Source organism: Sphingobacteriales bacterium (genome assembly GCA_016719635.1).
Classification (GTDB): domain Bacteria; phylum Bacteroidota; class Bacteroidia; order Chitinophagales; family JADIYW01; genus JADJSS01.
The window spans coordinates 433,875-448,844 of sequence record JADJYT010000001.1 but is presented as its reverse complement, the minus strand read 5'-3'; the positions used below and the strand labels follow the sequence as shown (position 1 = coordinate 448,844).

Annotated in this window: 15 protein-coding genes and 1 pseudogene; 1 reads left to right on the top strand and 15 read right to left on the bottom strand. The window is 41.5% G+C overall.

Annotation, left to right across the window (positions count from 1 at the left end):
* Positions 1-2: 2 nt before the first annotated feature.
* The 15 genes and pseudogenes from IPM95_02095 to IPM95_02025 all read right to left on the bottom strand — a co-directional run bounded on the left by IPM95_02095 (position 3) and on the right by IPM95_02025 (position 14,129).
* The gene (locus IPM95_02095; GenBank protein MBK9328108.1) at positions 3-248 is read right to left on the bottom strand and encodes an acyl carrier protein; all 246 of its coding nucleotides are present in this window, start codon (positions 246-248) and stop codon (positions 3-5) included.
* Positions 245-1,419: pseudogene (locus tag IPM95_02090) on the bottom strand (2-oxo acid dehydrogenase subunit E2). Before IPM95_02090 ends, IPM95_02095 begins: the two are co-directional and overlap by 4 nt.
* A complete protein-coding gene (locus IPM95_02085; protein MBK9328107.1) occupies positions 1,412-2,407 on the bottom strand; it encodes an alpha-ketoacid dehydrogenase subunit beta in 996 nt (331 codons plus the stop codon). Before IPM95_02085 ends, IPM95_02090 begins: the two are co-directional and overlap by 8 nt.
* Positions 2,400-3,401, bottom strand: coding sequence for a pyruvate dehydrogenase (acetyl-transferring) E1 component subunit alpha (gene pdhA, locus IPM95_02080; GenBank protein MBK9328106.1), 1,002 nt, complete (start codon positions 3,399-3,401; stop codon positions 2,400-2,402). Before pdhA ends, IPM95_02085 begins: the two co-directional genes overlap by 8 nt.
* 3 nt (positions 3,402-3,404) lie before the next feature.
* Positions 3,405-5,147 carry an acetate--CoA ligase gene (gene acsA / locus IPM95_02075; GenBank protein MBK9328105.1) on the bottom strand — a complete coding sequence of 581 codons (1,743 nt, stop codon included), beginning with the start codon at positions 5,145-5,147 and terminating at the stop codon, positions 3,405-3,407.
* 122 nt (positions 5,148-5,269) lie between these two features.
* Positions 5,270-5,692 carry an SH3 domain-containing protein gene (locus IPM95_02070; GenBank protein MBK9328104.1) on the bottom strand — a complete coding sequence of 141 codons (423 nt, stop codon included), beginning with the start codon at positions 5,690-5,692 and terminating at the stop codon, positions 5,270-5,272.
* Positions 5,693-5,698: 6 nt separating this feature from the next.
* Complete coding sequence (locus IPM95_02065) at positions 5,699-6,169, bottom strand: BON domain-containing protein (GenBank protein ID MBK9328103.1); 471 nt, start codon at positions 6,167-6,169, stop codon at positions 5,699-5,701.
* A 125-nt stretch (positions 6,170-6,294) separates the two neighbouring features.
* On the bottom strand, positions 6,295-7,281 hold the full coding sequence (locus IPM95_02060; protein MBK9328102.1) for a DUF3089 domain-containing protein: 987 nt from the start codon (positions 7,279-7,281) through the stop codon (positions 6,295-6,297).
* Between the two features lie 5 nt (positions 7,282-7,286).
* A complete protein-coding gene (locus tag IPM95_02055) occupies positions 7,287-8,426 on the bottom strand; it encodes a hypothetical protein (protein ID MBK9328101.1) in 1,140 nt (379 codons plus the stop codon).
* Positions 8,427-8,492: 66 nt separating this feature from the next.
* On the bottom strand, positions 8,493-9,140 hold the full coding sequence (locus tag IPM95_02050) for an SDR family NAD(P)-dependent oxidoreductase (protein MBK9328100.1): 648 nt from the start codon (positions 9,138-9,140) through the stop codon (positions 8,493-8,495).
* A gap of 3 nt (positions 9,141-9,143) precedes the next feature.
* On the bottom strand, positions 9,144-9,884 hold the full coding sequence (locus tag IPM95_02045; GenBank protein ID MBK9328099.1) for a class I SAM-dependent methyltransferase: 741 nt from the start codon (positions 9,882-9,884) through the stop codon (positions 9,144-9,146).
* Between the two features lies 1 nt (position 9,885).
* Positions 9,886-11,277 (bottom strand): MATE family efflux transporter, encoded by a 1,392-nt coding sequence (locus tag IPM95_02040; GenBank protein MBK9328098.1) that lies wholly within the window; start codon positions 11,275-11,277, stop codon positions 9,886-9,888.
* A gap of 84 nt (positions 11,278-11,361) precedes the next feature.
* Positions 11,362-12,132 (bottom strand): SDR family oxidoreductase, encoded by a 771-nt coding sequence (locus IPM95_02035; GenBank protein MBK9328097.1) that lies wholly within the window; start codon positions 12,130-12,132, stop codon positions 11,362-11,364.
* An 81-nt stretch (positions 12,133-12,213) separates the two neighbouring features.
* Positions 12,214-13,119, bottom strand: coding sequence for an EamA family transporter (locus tag IPM95_02030; protein MBK9328096.1), 906 nt, complete (start codon positions 13,117-13,119; stop codon positions 12,214-12,216).
* Positions 13,120-13,169: 50 nt separating this feature from the next.
* The gene (locus tag IPM95_02025) at positions 13,170-14,129 is read right to left on the bottom strand and encodes a hypothetical protein (protein ID MBK9328095.1); all 960 of its coding nucleotides are present in this window, start codon (positions 14,127-14,129) and stop codon (positions 13,170-13,172) included.
* 112 nt (positions 14,130-14,241) lie between these two features.
* Here IPM95_02025 and IPM95_02020 point away from each other — a divergent pair, with 112 nt between their 5' ends.
* Positions 14,242-14,967 carry a 3'-5' exonuclease gene (locus IPM95_02020; protein MBK9328094.1) on the top strand — a complete coding sequence of 242 codons (726 nt, stop codon included), beginning with the start codon at positions 14,242-14,244 and terminating at the stop codon, positions 14,965-14,967.
* Positions 14,968-14,970 lie beyond the last annotated feature (3 nt).

The window sequence follows — 14,970 nt, the reverse complement described above, 5'->3', positions numbered from 1 at the left end:
ACTTATACTTTCTTTGCTAGAATATAATCCGTTAAGTCCTTTAAAGTGGAGACAGCAGCATAATCCTGTTCCGGAATCTCAATGTTCAGCTGTTCATTAACAGCCACCATGAATTGCAGAAAATCGAATGAGTCCATTCCGAGTTCTGCCCGGAAATTAGCAGTTTCATTCAACTCTTCCGGTTCTGTGTCCGGTGCTGTTTTTTTGAGCAACTGAATTAGGATGGATTTTATTTCTTGATCATTCATAATGTTTCAGGATTTTGTAACAATTTATTAAATGCAGCTAAAAATTTACTGCCTGTAAGTCCGTCAGTGGCACGATGGTCGCCCGCCAGTGTAACATAGGCAAAGGTATGTTCTTGCTCTTTCCCATCGGCAAAGATAGTTTCTTTAAGCATATCTCCGATGCCAATGATAGCCACTTGTGGCGGATAAATGATTCCAAAAACTTTGTCTGCGCCGCCTTCTCCAAGGTAGGTCATTGTGATGGTGGAATCGCTCAGTTCGGAACTGCGTAATTTCAGTGCTCTTGCTCTTGGTATCAAGTCATTCAGCGATGCCATGATTTCGTCCAAACTCTTTTTGTCTACGTCATGAATGGCCGGCAACATGATTCCACCGCCTTTGAGTGATACGACAAATCCGATATGAATGCCGTCCTTTTTGATTAAACCGTTTTCCCATACTGCATTTAAATCAGGAACTGCCAGCAAGGCATCCGCACATGCCTTTAAAAACAAAACGGCCGGTAATAAGCGTTGCTGTATGCTGCGGCCGGCATTCTGGGCAGTCATCCATTCGATGGCTCTTGTTATATCTATTTTTTCTCCAGGTAATAATGCGGGATTTCCCGGTTGGACTTGCTCATAGCGGCGGCTACCGCAAGCCGTATGTTTTCAGAAGGTGTCGCCGTAGTTTTATTTTCTGCAATGGGGGGATTCGAGATTGCTTTCTCTACATCCTCTTTGGTGATGACACCACCTTCACCTGTTCCCGTTACTGAATTTAAATCAATATTTTTTTCAGCAGCCAGCCGTTTTGCCAGAGGGGATGCCTTAATGGCTGAATGGATGGAAAACGGTATTTCTGTTTCAGTCTCTTTCCATTCTGAAGGTTCAATGATATCTGGTTTAAGTTCGGGCGTAACCACCTCGGCTCTGAAGGACACATTTACTGCTTCTTGAGGTGGTCTTATGATTGCCATGACAGCCCCAACAGGCACCTTTTCATCTTCTTTAATGACTAATTTTTCAATGACTCCTTCATCAAATACTTCAATGTCAATATTTCCTTTTTGCACTTCGACGGATGCAATGATGTCTCCGCGTTTGACGGTATCACCCGGTTTAACTTTCCATTCCCGTAGAATACCGTCTTCCATATCGGCACCGAGGCTGGGCATTTTGAATTCAATCATGCTGCACTATTTTTTGTACACGATTTACAATATCCGTTACCTGCGGTACGGAAGCTTCTTCCAGGTGTTTGGGGTAGGGAACAGGTACTTCCAGACCGCATAAACGTTGTACCGGTGCATCCAATTCATAAAAGGCTTTTTCCATGATGCGCGCACTTATTTCAGAAGAGATGCTTACAGAACGCCAGGCATCTTCAACGATGAGTACTTTATGCGTTTTAGCTACGGATGCCAGGATAGCGGCTTCATCCAATGGTCTAAGTATCCGAAGATCTATCACTTCCGCATCTATTCCCAGCATTTCCAGTTCAAAGGCTGCCTGCAGGCATTTATGTACCGCGCCGCCGTATGTTACTATTGAAATATCGATACCGGATCTGAGCACTTTAGCTTTTGTGATATCTGCTATGCCCCCCTCATTTTCTTTTATTTCTGATTCCATGTTGAGTAAAAAGGTATATTCAAACAGAATAACAGGATTCTGTTGCTGTAACGCAGCCACCAACATACCTCTGGCATCTTCGTGTGTACCTGCAGCTAAAACAATCAATCCCGGGACATGTGCAAAGATAGGTTCCCAGCTGTGAGAGTGCTGTGCAGCTAACTGACGGCCAATACCACATCCGATTCGGATAACGACAGGAACATTCAACTGCCCGCCAGTCATGTGGCTGAATGTTGCAGCATTATTAAAAATCTGATCCATAGCCAGCAAACTGAAATTAACGGTCATGATTTCCACAATCGGTCGCATGCCATTCAGAGCCGCCCCAATACCCGCGCCCACAAAACCGGATTCGGAAAGCGGGACATCCATGATTCTGTCTTCGCCAAATTCCTCTAACAAACCTTTGCTGATGGCAAAAGCACCGCCATAATGCCCCACATCTTCTCCCATGAGAAATACGTTCTCGTTTTTTTGCAATGCCTCTCTCAGCCCTTGTTTCAGAGCTTCCCGATAGGTGACTTTAATAGCGTTCTTACCCATTTGTTGATTTTTCGCTGTATAGAAACTGGGTAAGGTTTTCGACAGGCTCCCATGTTCCTGCTTCCGCATAATCCGTAGCTTCCTGAATCTCCTTTTCGATTTTTGCATCAATAGATGAAAGCGTGGTTTCATCACTCAGCTCATTTTCCAGCATATGCCGCTCAAGTAATAGAATCGGGTCACGGTGCTTCCATTCTTCCACTTCATTTTTATTCCTATAAAGTTCGGCATCAAACATGGAATGTGCTCTGAAACGATAGGTATTGCATACCAAAAAATAAGGTTTTCCGGTTGTTCTTATATTCTCAACGGCTTTCATAGCTGCCTCACATACCTTTAAGACATCCATACCATCCACTGCGGCGGATTCAATGCCGTAATCTTTCCCTCTTTTTTCGAGTTCCTGTGACGCATGCGTATATCGTATAGCCGTTCCCATCGCATATAGATTGTTTTCGCAGATAAATAAAACCGGCACCTGCCACAGGGCAGCTAAGTTCATGGCTTCGTGAAATTCTCCTTCAGCCATAGCTCCTTCGCCGAAAAAACAACATACTATTTTATTCTGCTTTTGTTTTTTTACAGCTAATGCCATACCAACGGCTATAGGAATATGGCCGGCAACAATCGCATTCCCGCCGTAAAAGTTTTTCTCCTTATCAAATAAATGCATGGAGCCGCCACGACCTCCGCTGCAACCTTCCTTTCTGCCATACATTTCCGCCATTATTTTTTTTGCGGGAACATTACGCGCCAGCGCATGCCCGTGCTCCCGGTAGGTAGCGATAACAAGGTCATTCTCGTTCAATGCCTGTGATACACCAACCGCTACCGCTTCTTCACCGATATATAAATGCAGAAAACCGCGAATTTCCGTTTTCGTGTACATCTCCGCCGCCTTTTCCTCAAACCTTCGGATAAGCTTCATTTGATACAGAAGATACAGCGTTTCTTCCTCCAGCAGATTGTTCTTAAAATTCGCTTGTTCTGCCATTTCTCAGGATTGTTCTAAAGTGGATAAATCGCCTTCCGGCAAACCAAGTTCTCTCGCTTTAAGTAAGCGTCTCAATATTTTGCCGCTTTTTGTTTTTGGCAAATTATCAATAAATGAAACCTCTTTCGGCGCAATGGCCGGGCCCATTTTTTTTCGCACAAATCCCATGATATCCATTCTTACTTCATCATTCGGCTGATATGCACTTTTCAAAACAATAAACGCTTTGACAAGCTCACCGACAGAAGGGTCAGGTTTGCCGATAATGGCAGCTTCCGCTACAGCAGGATGCTCCATCAGTACACTTTCTACTTCGAAAGGCCCCACCATATGTCCGGATGTTTTAATGATGTCATCCGCTCTGCCAACAAACCAAAAATAGCCATCCGTATCATTTTTTGCCAAGTCGCCGGAAAGATACCATTCACCTCGGAAGCATTTTTGGTACCGTTCTTCTTCATGCAGGTACGTTCGGAATAAGGATGGAAATCCTTTTTTCAGAACCAAATGTCCGCTCTTTTCAGGTTCTGTTATAAACTGCAGTCCATCTGCTGTCTCTTCGGCAATGGCTGCCGTTACGCCCGGCAGTGGTTTTCCCATTGAGCCAGGTCTTACCGGCATAGATCGGTAATTTGCCATCATGATGCCTCCTGTTTCAGTCTGCCACCAGTTGTCTAAAATTGGAACGCCGAAGGTTTTTTGTACCCAAATTACCGCTTCCGGATTCAGCGGCTCGCCGACACTTAAAATCAGCCGCAGGTTTTCAAGGTTATAATCTTTGGAGGTGTCAATATTCAATCGCATCAGTCGTCGGATGGCGGTAGGAGCGGTGTACCAGATATTGACTTTTTGATTTTGCAGAATGGTGTACCACCTTACCGCGTCAAATTCTTCTTCGTCAATGATATTCGTTACTCCATTGACAAAAGGAGAGATGATTCCATAAGATGTACCCGTTACCCAGCCGGGGTCGGCAGTACACCAGTAAATGTCACCTTCATGAAAATCAAGCACGTATTTTCCGGTCGTGTAATGCGTCAGAACGGCATTGTGAACATGCAGGGCGCCTTTCGGCATGCCGGTGGTACCGCTGGTAAAATGCAGCAAAGCCGGATCGTCGGGTGAGGTTGGAGGAATAATAAAACTGTCCGAAGCCTCTGACATCAGTTTGGAATAGGATAACACGGAATCAGAAACAGGTTCATCAATATCAGTAATCAGGATATATTCTAATGCAGGCAGCCTTTCTAGCAATTGCTTTATTTTCTTTTCATATTGAGTGAGTGTTGTTACTAAAACTTTTGCATCGCCTTTGCTTAATCGCTGCCAAACCGGTTCCGGGCCAAAGACAGAAAATAATGGGCAGTACACGGCTGTCTTTTTGAGTGTACCTAAAGCGGTGATATAGAGTTCAGGAATTCTGCCGGTAAAAGAGAAGACACGTTCGCCTTTCCGGATGCCCAGTCTTTCCAACACATTGGCAAACTTAGATGTAAGCTTATGTAAGTCGGTGTAGGTAAAATCCTGTACATTGTTGTCTTTCCGAATCCACCGAAGTGCCACCGTATCTTTGAGATGGCCATCGGCATTTCTTTCGGTGGCTTCAAACGCAATATTGATACCCTGATTACCCGGCAGCCCATTGAGTTGTTTGCGTTCATTCTCCCAGTTAAATCCAGCATATAGTGCATCATAATCCTGCAGGTTGGGTGTAACGGACGAATGGGTATTCAAAATGTCAGACATATTCCTGTAGATAAAAAATTACCTATTAAAAGTACAACAAATTATGATTGGCAAAACTGAGAAATATCAGTTTCAAAAAAAAACTCCCGTTTAAACGGGAGTACAAATAATTAGCAGATTAATTATTGAATGGGTTCCAGGTACCTGGTATAGCTATAACCTTCCTCCCCATCATCTGTTCGAACCAACCACCATTGGTCATTCGTTTGGCTGATTAAAGTAATTATTTCACCTTTAGCCGCTTTTCCAACAATAGGCTGATCGGTTCCCGGACCTTTGCGTATATTCAAATTTGAGTGTTCGGTGATTACTTTAACTTTTGTAACAGCAGCATCTACCGATACGGAAACATTTAAAACTAAATCCCCGGAAGTAAAATTAGGATCAACGGAGTCGTAGACTGCCCAAAGCTGGTCTTTTACTGAACCATTGGGTGCAGTTCCATCGACATACAATACATTATCCTGTTCTCTGACCAGCAATCCTGTTACACCTGAACTTGCAGCTGCATCAAGGAGTTGTTTATATTTATCTTGTAACGACATAATTCTTTATTTTACGGTTAATTGGTTATCAATCTTTTTCGGTTTCAGGCTGTTTAACGTTTGCATAAGTTTGATTAAATCTTTCTTCTGGATTTCACCTGTTAGTGTAACAACACCATCTTTGACTTCCGTTTTTACAGTTGGGAAATCTTTAGAAGCATCTGTAACCGCTATTGACAGGGGGTCATCAGCAGTAATTTCCACAGGAGGCGGAGGAGGAGGGGTGACAGTTCCGTTATTCACTACTGATTTTAGTCCTTTAATGCCTTTAATGGCCTCTTCGGCGGCCAACATAGCGGCTTCATCTTTAAATTCACCGGTTAGTGTTGCTACACCATCCGTTACTTCTACCGTTATACCTTCAGCTATCGCTGAGATTTTTTGTTCAACAGCTTTTTTTATGTCAGCATCTTTTGGTTTGCAGGCAGTAAAGCATAAAACTACAGCTACAAGAATTACAGATAGTACTTTTGAAATTTTCATAAAACAATTATTTGTGCTTATAAACATAAATAATTATTCTGACAAATCAGTTGTTTTTCACTTTTTTTTTTAAACAATTAGATTTGGCTATTACTTATGAATCTGCTGGTATATTATGATTAATTTTTTCTAAAATATTCTGCAACCCTTTGTTGTGCATTTTTCCGGATATCCCACCAAAAGAGGTTGTAATCTACGAGGTGTAATACATTCTTTCTGCGCATAAAGGTCAGGTTCGTTTTCGCCCATAAATAAGACGGCTGACAGATGCGGGTTTCCGTGGTGAAATATTTTTTGCGATTTACATTCAATAAGATTCCTCCGTGAGATACAGCCGTTAACGTATCCATTTTCCACGAAACGGGATTAACACAGACATTGCCGAAATAACGCAGTTTGTCTTTATACAGAAATCCATCCTTAAAGGTGGACCAGGTCACATAACAGTTGGTTTCTGCGGCCTCTTTACAGGGAGTGAGCACTTCATAGCTTTCTTTATTGATTTCATATCCAACCACATACGCACAGACCAGTTTTGCTTTCATTTCCGGTGTGTCGAAAAAGTCTTTCAGCAAACGCCTGCCATGTGTGGTACCCTGGCTATGCGATGCAATGATAATGGGACGTCCGTTGTTGAAGTGTTGCAGGTAATATTCAAATGCTTTCATTACATCCTGATAGGCAAAATCCAGTGCTTTCTCTGAATTGCTGGATGTGTCAAAAAAACATTTGACAATAGCCTGACGATAACGCGGCGCATATACGCGTCCTACCTGATTGAAAACGGATGCCTGGTATTTTACCGGCAATCGATCAAGCCTTTTATTGAGTTTCTTGTTGTTTACATCCGCATTCCAGGTCTTTCCTTTCGAATACAAGGTAGGATAGATATAAAATACATCGACATTTTTCAGAGAATCATTTATCCAGCTTTCTATTCCGGGTGTGAGGTCTGCTGCGTCCTTTCGAAAAGGCAGTGCACTCCAATAGTTTGCATCCGAATAATTTGGCGCTTTTGGCTGATCTGTCGCAATAAATAAAGGAAGGGGTTTTGAAAAAGATGATATAGTAATTGTGACAGCAGATAGCAGTAAGGTTTTTTTCATTTCTATTATCTTATTATTTGCGCTTCTTCATAGTTATCCGGATCTATATTCGGATTCAATTTTCGTAAATCATCCTTGGTAGTGTGCTGATCGGTTCCTATGTAGCTGTTATCCAATTTGTTGATGTAATATTTCTGATGGCTGTTATCTACCTGAAAAGTTTGACCGGTTGGTGTTGCAACGGTACTTTCTTCCTTTATCATATTCAAAAACATACCGTGATTGTTGTCAATCGAATTCTGCTGTTGTTTCCAGCTGTTGTTATGTGCATCATTTGCAGCCTGCATGTTTTGCATTCTTAATTGATGTCGTTGGCCTGAAGCATGTATTTCTGCCATATTTCGCTGATGATCTGCCTGCATTTTTGCCAATCGCTGCTGACGCATGCGTTCTTCGTTTGCCAGCCAATCCGGATTATGTTTTACGGTAGATACAATTTTAAAAACCATTTCGTTAAACGAGGCAGGATTGCCTGTGGTGGAAATCCCATTTACACCGGGCATCCAGATTGTATTAAAGAGCGTAACGGTACAATTTAAAAGTGCATGTACTTTTTTTCCGTTCATATCATAGTCAAAAAATATCCTCGAAGTGGTAATTTCATCTGCTTTCATGCCATTTTCCTGAAACTGGTCTTCAATCAGTTTTATGTATTCAGGGCAAGTCGATTTTTGGGTAATATTAAAATTGGTAAGTTTGCCAAATTTGTTTTTAACATAATTTTCCAGATACTCATCTGCCTTTTTGTATTCTTCGTATCTGAATAATGGGTTTTGATTGGCTATGCTGCCATACTGATTAGACAGATCGTTCGGAATTGAATAAGCAGGCATTTTCGGGTCTCCGATAAACAATGCAGTATTTCCATCAGGTGACAGGGATGTAGCAACATTGCGTGTCAAATCATACACTCTGTAGATATAGGCGTCGTTTTTCCAGCCTCTGGGAAGCTGCACTTCAAATGCTTTTTCTGCCGGATCCTGTATCCATTCAAATTCTATATCATCAGCACTAACGGTTGCGGTGCTGTTTTCAGCAATTCCGGCACTTTTTTCGGAGCCTGACGATGTATTTTTAGTGTTACAGTTTTGAAGCAGCAGAAGTGACGCTGAGCATGCAACTAATAAAATAATATGTGTTTTCATGGTTCTTGTTTTGATAGTAAGATATGCCTTTTATTCCTGGTTGTCAAGTCATACGCCCGGTTTTCATTATAACTGAATTTCAAATTCATTCCTGTCGGTGTATAGTTTCCAGAATTGATCGGCTATATTAGCTGGATTGTGTATTTCGGCATCCGGTTTTACAAATCCGCATACGGTCACGGTACCTACAAAAATATTTTTGGGTTTTAATGCAGTATGCAGGGAGTTGGCCATATTCCTTATCGCCGCTTTTCCTATTGCCAAAGAGCCATACTGCGGATCAGGCTGCAAGGCGAATCCACCGCCAGTAAGTAGAATGGTGCCTTCTCCTTTCTTCTCCATGTCTGATAACACAAGATTCAGCATGGTCAGGACGCCCGCCGCATTGACCTTGAAATCGCGTGTCAGCCCATCGGCTGTTTCGTTGGCGATATTCACCATTTTTATTTTTGCGGCGTTATAATGTACCACGTCAACATCATTCCACTTTTCCCATATCTGGTTGAACGCATCTTTCATGGATTCAGCGTCACCGGCATCCCCCACAAATGCATGGGCGTCTATACCTTTTTGCTTAAGTTCAGCCGTCAGTTTTTCTAATTTCTCTTTTCTCCTGGAAATCAATGCGACGGAAAATCCGTTCATTCCAAATTTTTCTGCAACACCCTGGGCGATTCCGGGACCGGCTCCGATTATCACAATCAATTTACTCATATCCTAATTTTTCTTTGCTAACAAAATATATCTGTCCGATGTTTTCGGGTTAAACGGGTTTAAATGATAATCCCCGAATTCCCGGACTAATGTAAAACCGGTATTGTTTAAAAAGGTATGAAAATGATGCTGCATCAATGCCTGGACTTCTTCCCTGTACATCCACATCTTTTCTTCTTTTTCAATCTGAATATGCTTGATTATCTTCCCGTTTACCATATCTCTGCGAATATAAAAATGATATCCGTCTATCTGTTTATTTTCTCTTAAAACCAGGTTTTTAATGATTTTTTCTGTATTCATAAAATCAATCAGGATATGGCCGTTGTCCTTTAATCCGGAATGCATGCTTTCAAATACCATTTCATTTTCTTTCAGGTCATTGAAATAACCCAGACTGGTGAAAAAATTGAAGATGTAATCGAAATAATTTATCCGGAATGGCAGCCGCATGTCGTGTACATAAAACTCCAGATTATCCAACTGGTACATGGTATTGGCATACCGGATGCTTTCTTTGGATAAATCCAATCCAACCACGTCAAATCCTTTCTGTGCCAGGTAATAGGCATGCCTTCCCTTGCCGCAGGCCAGATCTAAAATACTGCCATATTCTATATTCAGGTGTTTTAAGACCGCATCAATAAAATGATGGGCCTCTTCCTGATTCCGGTTTTTATATAAGATATGGTAAAACGGAGAATCAAACCAAAGCTCAAACCATTCTATTTTATCTGTTGTCATATCACGCCGTAATTGTATCTATATGCCTGACAAATCTTTTCCATATCCCACTTCCCCAATAGACTGTAGTAAAAGTAAGCAATGAAAACCAATATACCACCTCGCAGCCCCATGCAATATACAATGGGCTCTTTTTTAACTGTATAAAATAATAACAGTATCCAATATACGAAAAGCAACAGAAAAGTTCGACCATAGCGGGTATCTTGGTGGCACCCGTTCCGATAATTCCCTGATTCATGATCATCCCGGACGAAAAGAACAGCAAGGCAATCATCAATGTATAAAACGGAGGGATGCAGTCCTGTATCAGCTGCAAATCATTGGTAAATAAGGATAAAATCGGCCGGGGAAATAGAAGAATTATCAGGTTGAGCGACATGGAGATTCCGACAGTGACAAGAATTACCTTTTTGAGAGCCGGAATGACATCTTCCAGTTTGCGCTGACCGATGATATTGCTGATAATCGTATTGCTGGCACTGCCCAGGCTCCAGACGGGAATACCCAGGAATACAAACAGGCTTTTAAGAATGCCTGAAACGGCTAATTCATGTTCCCCTAATTTTTCCACACACAAAAAAAAGTATTGCCAGGAAGTGATACCGATTAAATTTTGCAGTACAATGGGAGTGGACAAATCTATCATTTTCCGGAATTGCAGCCACTTCAACACCTTAAAGCGAAAGGCATCATATGTTTTAGTGTGTTGCTGCCGGATAAAATATACCAGGTAGACTAAGAATAAAACGATATTGGCAATAGTGGTTGCAATGGCAGCACCTTTAATACCCAATGCCGGAAATCCCAGTTTCCCAAAAATGAGTATGTAATCTAAAATGATATTGGTGATACCCATCAGCAAGGTGGCATATGTTATAATTTTCGTTTTTCCTATGCCGGAATAAAAGGCATTAAAGCAAAATCCGAATACAACAGCCGGTACGCCGATATTCATGTATTTTAGATAGGTTAACGCCTCCTCTTGTATTGCTGTTGATTTTACGGAGATAGTAACGATTGCCGGCGATGCAAAAGCAAAAAAGATTAGGGTGATAACTGAAAGTATTGCGGAAAATGCCAGCAGGTGATCAAATGCAATTCCTATTTTGTTATAATGCATTTCACCGTTGTGCCGTGCAATCATTACCTGGGCGCCTCTGGCAAAACCGCCTGCAATAAAGGTGATGTTAAAGAAAAATATACCGGTTAGTGTTACGGCATCCAGCGATATTTTACTGTAATGGCCGAGAAAAGCCGTATCAATCAGCTGGTTGATACTGTTGGCTAGGCTGCCCAAAATGATGGGAAAGGCAATCTGCCATATTTCGCGGTATGTTCCTTTTATCTGCACGCTGATCTGATAAAATAAGTGGTTGCCGTAAGTAATCATTAAAACTAACGGATATTGGAAAAATAAGTAATTTTTTCGTTAACGAGGCCTTTATTCTAAAGTGTCACCCGTTAACGTGGGCTTTCACATCTTCCATTGGTCGCCCCAAAGCCGGTTCCCGCCGTCTACGTACAATGTTTCGCCGGTGATATAGGAAGCCATCGGCGAGGATAGGAAGAGAACGGGCCATCCCACTTCTTCCATGGTACCCATGCGCTTGTTGGGAATGCCGTCTGTAATGCCTTTTAGAATGGCTGGTGGATAGGTATCCAGTCCGGAGGAAAGGATAATACCCGGTGCTACGGCATTTACACGAATATTATAGCGAACCCATTCTATGGACAAGGTTTTTGTGAGATTGTCTACACCTGCCCGTGCTGCACCCGTATGCGCCATGCCCGGAAATCCTCTGTAGATATTCGCGATGATATTGACGATATTCCCTTCATTCTGTGGAATGAAAAAAGTCTTTGCCATAATCTGTGTCACATAAAAAGTACCTATCAGGTTATTGGTAACCACCGCACGGAATCCGTTGAAAGAAATATTTTCCGCCGCTGCCGGAAATTGCCCGCCGGCATTATTTATCAGGATATCCAGCCTTCCGGCATCGGTTTTTATTTTATCCGCCAGTGCCTGTATTTGTTCCGGTTCCCTGATATCGGCAATCGCACTGCGAACATCACCAAACGCATTTAATTGTTCTATCGCTTTTTCAATCTTTTCTACGTTTCTCGATGCAATGTAGACGATAGCGCCTGACTGCAGATACTGTTTTGCGATGGTATAGCCGATGCCGCTGCCGCCTCCCGTTACCAGTACAATTTTGTCTTTAAATAAATCTGTCTGAAACATTCTTATAGTTTAATTTCAACAAAAATAAAGAAAAACTCTTACCAAACGCTCGTTTGAAAATAAGAATTATTCTTACAATTGTTAGATGTTGTTTTTGCTGCCGCGAATACTGATGAGTAAAACACCTGTCAAGACCAAGAGTGTTCCAAGAAAATGCATGAAGGAGAATGATTCATGCAGGATATAGTAGGAGAAGACAATCGTTGCAATTGGGCCGATACTCGCAATGATTGCCATATTGGATGAACCAATCAGGGCAATCCCTTTTGTCATCAGAAAGGATGGCAAGACCGTACCGATGATGGCCACACCAATTCCCAAAAGATAAACCTGGTAAGGAAAAGAGAAGATGGCGAAACCATGGACAATCACATAATGTGTCAGGACGGCTATACAGGAAACTATCATGGAGATACAGGTGAACCGCACCGTGCCGATATTTCTTATCAATAGGTCGCTTCTGACCAGATACAGGGCATACGTCAGGGAGCTCAGCAGAACGAAAATGGTTCCTTTGGTCAGATCGGAGCTGACATAAGAGGATTTATCAGAATAAAATGCGATGAGGATGCCTATATAGCAAATCAAGACGGCTGTAATCTGTAGGGTGGAAATCTTACGTTTGAAAAATATTCTGGACATGATGAGCACAAAGGTAGGGTAGGTAAAGATGATATTTCTTTCCAGTGATGCGCTCACATATTGTAAGCCCATAAAATCAAATAAAGCGGCAAGATAATAACCGATTAACCCGAGCGTGATGATGGATATCCAGTTTTGTTTTCCGATTGCTTCGGGCACTTTCTGGTATTCATTGATGAGGATTAATATATACAAAGGCAATGCGAACAGCATCCGGAGCATTAGGATTTCCAGCCCGTCAACACCGAATGTAAAGGCCAGTTTAGCGAATATTCCTTTCGTAGAAAAACAAACGGCACCGCAAAAAACCAAAACGATTCCTTTATAAAAACTGGATCTTATCATAAAAAAAGGCAGCCCGGATAGGCTGCCTAAATATCTTTAAAAAAGTCTAATTATTTCATGGAAAATGAAGACTGGCCAATTAAAAAGCCTTTTTCATAAACTTCTACAGAATATTTTCCGGAAGCAAACTTGAAGGATTGTGCCCAGTACGAACATACCGTTTTAGTTTCGTTTTGATAATCCGGACTGATTGAGTAGGTATAAGGAATATCATTTCCGGTGGTTGCTTCTGAAAATGTACCGCTTCCCAGATTCTGCAATTGGATAGTGGAACCATCCGGTGAAATGATGCGCACCTCAATCTTTGTTTCGCCGCTCGGAGCTATCTTATTTTGCAATACATCAAAGCATACTCTGAGTTTTTCCGCATCCTTAGCTTTGCTCACTTCATCTTCTTTTCCTTTTCTGGTCATCCGGATAGGTGTAGCCTGAATGTTGGCAGTGCTCAAAATAGACGCCTTGTCTATTCTGTCTTTCATGCGTTTGTTTTCATCGTCAACTTCCTGTTTTTTCTGAAGAGTGGAAGAAAGCTCTCCGGAAATACTGTCACGTTCCTGGAACAATAATTTATTCACCGTCACCAGTGAATCAATCGTTGTCTGGAGGTGCATCTTATCATCTTCCATTTGCCTCATCAATGCCTGTGCCTCATCCAGTAATTTGCTTTTAGAAGCATCATCTGACTTTAATCCAGATATCTGGGCAAGCAATGCATCAATTTTAGCCTTTTTGGAGGTTAACTCCTGTTCTTTTACTGTTAACAGACTGTCTAATCCTGCATTTTCAGCACGATAGCTTTCTATTTCCTGTAAAGATTCTGCATACTTCTTGTCGAGTTCTGCTTTAAGGGTTTCAACTTCATCTCGTTGTTTTTCAGTAACGACGATGGTTTCTTTGGATTTTTTTAGTTTTACATTGGTGTACACCAAACCACCAATTAAGAGGGCAATCAATACAATGTAGATAGCATGTATCCTGCTGTTTGAGCTGCCATTTTCATTTTCTGACATAAGAATTTTGTTTACGTTCCTGCAAATTTACGTTTAAATTTTGAATAGTTGATGTATCTTGCATAAATATTCTGAATTATTTTTTACCTAATACAAACAAAAACTGTGAGTTATGCTGGATAATATGAAAATGGAGGATATTCTTTTTATTGATATTGAAACCGTGCCGGGCGTTAGATCTTTTCACGAGCTGGATGCTTATGTTCAGGAATTATGGGAAGAAAAGAAAGGCAGACATAAAGGGGAAAATGACGAACCGGAAGATTTCTATTTTAATAACGCCGGCATATTTGCGGAATTCGGAAAAATAATTTGCATTTCAGTTGGCTGGCTGGCACAGGATGGCATGTTTCAGGGATTTGAACTCCGATCATTTGCCGGCGATGATGAAGTTAAGTTATTAAAAGACTTCTCCTTCTTCTTAAAAAAGCAAGCAAGCCTTAGAAGTATGGTTTGCTGCGGTCATAACATCAAAGAATTTGACGTACCTTATATTTGTAGAAGAATGCTGATTCATAATCTCAAATTGCCGGATTATTTTGAAAGCCTGCAGGCTAAGAAACCCTGGGAAGCCGGATTGCTGGATACCATGGATTTGTGGAAATTCGGAGACTACAAAAACTATATTTCCCTGAAATTACTGGCACATTGCCTTGGAATTCCTTCGCCCAAAGACGACATTTCCGGCAAAGACGTTGGGAGGGTTTACTGGCAAGATAACGGGTTGCAGCGAATTATCACCTATTGTCAGAAAGATGTATTGACAACCGCGCAAATAGTTTTAAAATTGAAAGGATTATCCTTAATTTCGGATAGTAATGTTAAAATAAACCAATAGTAC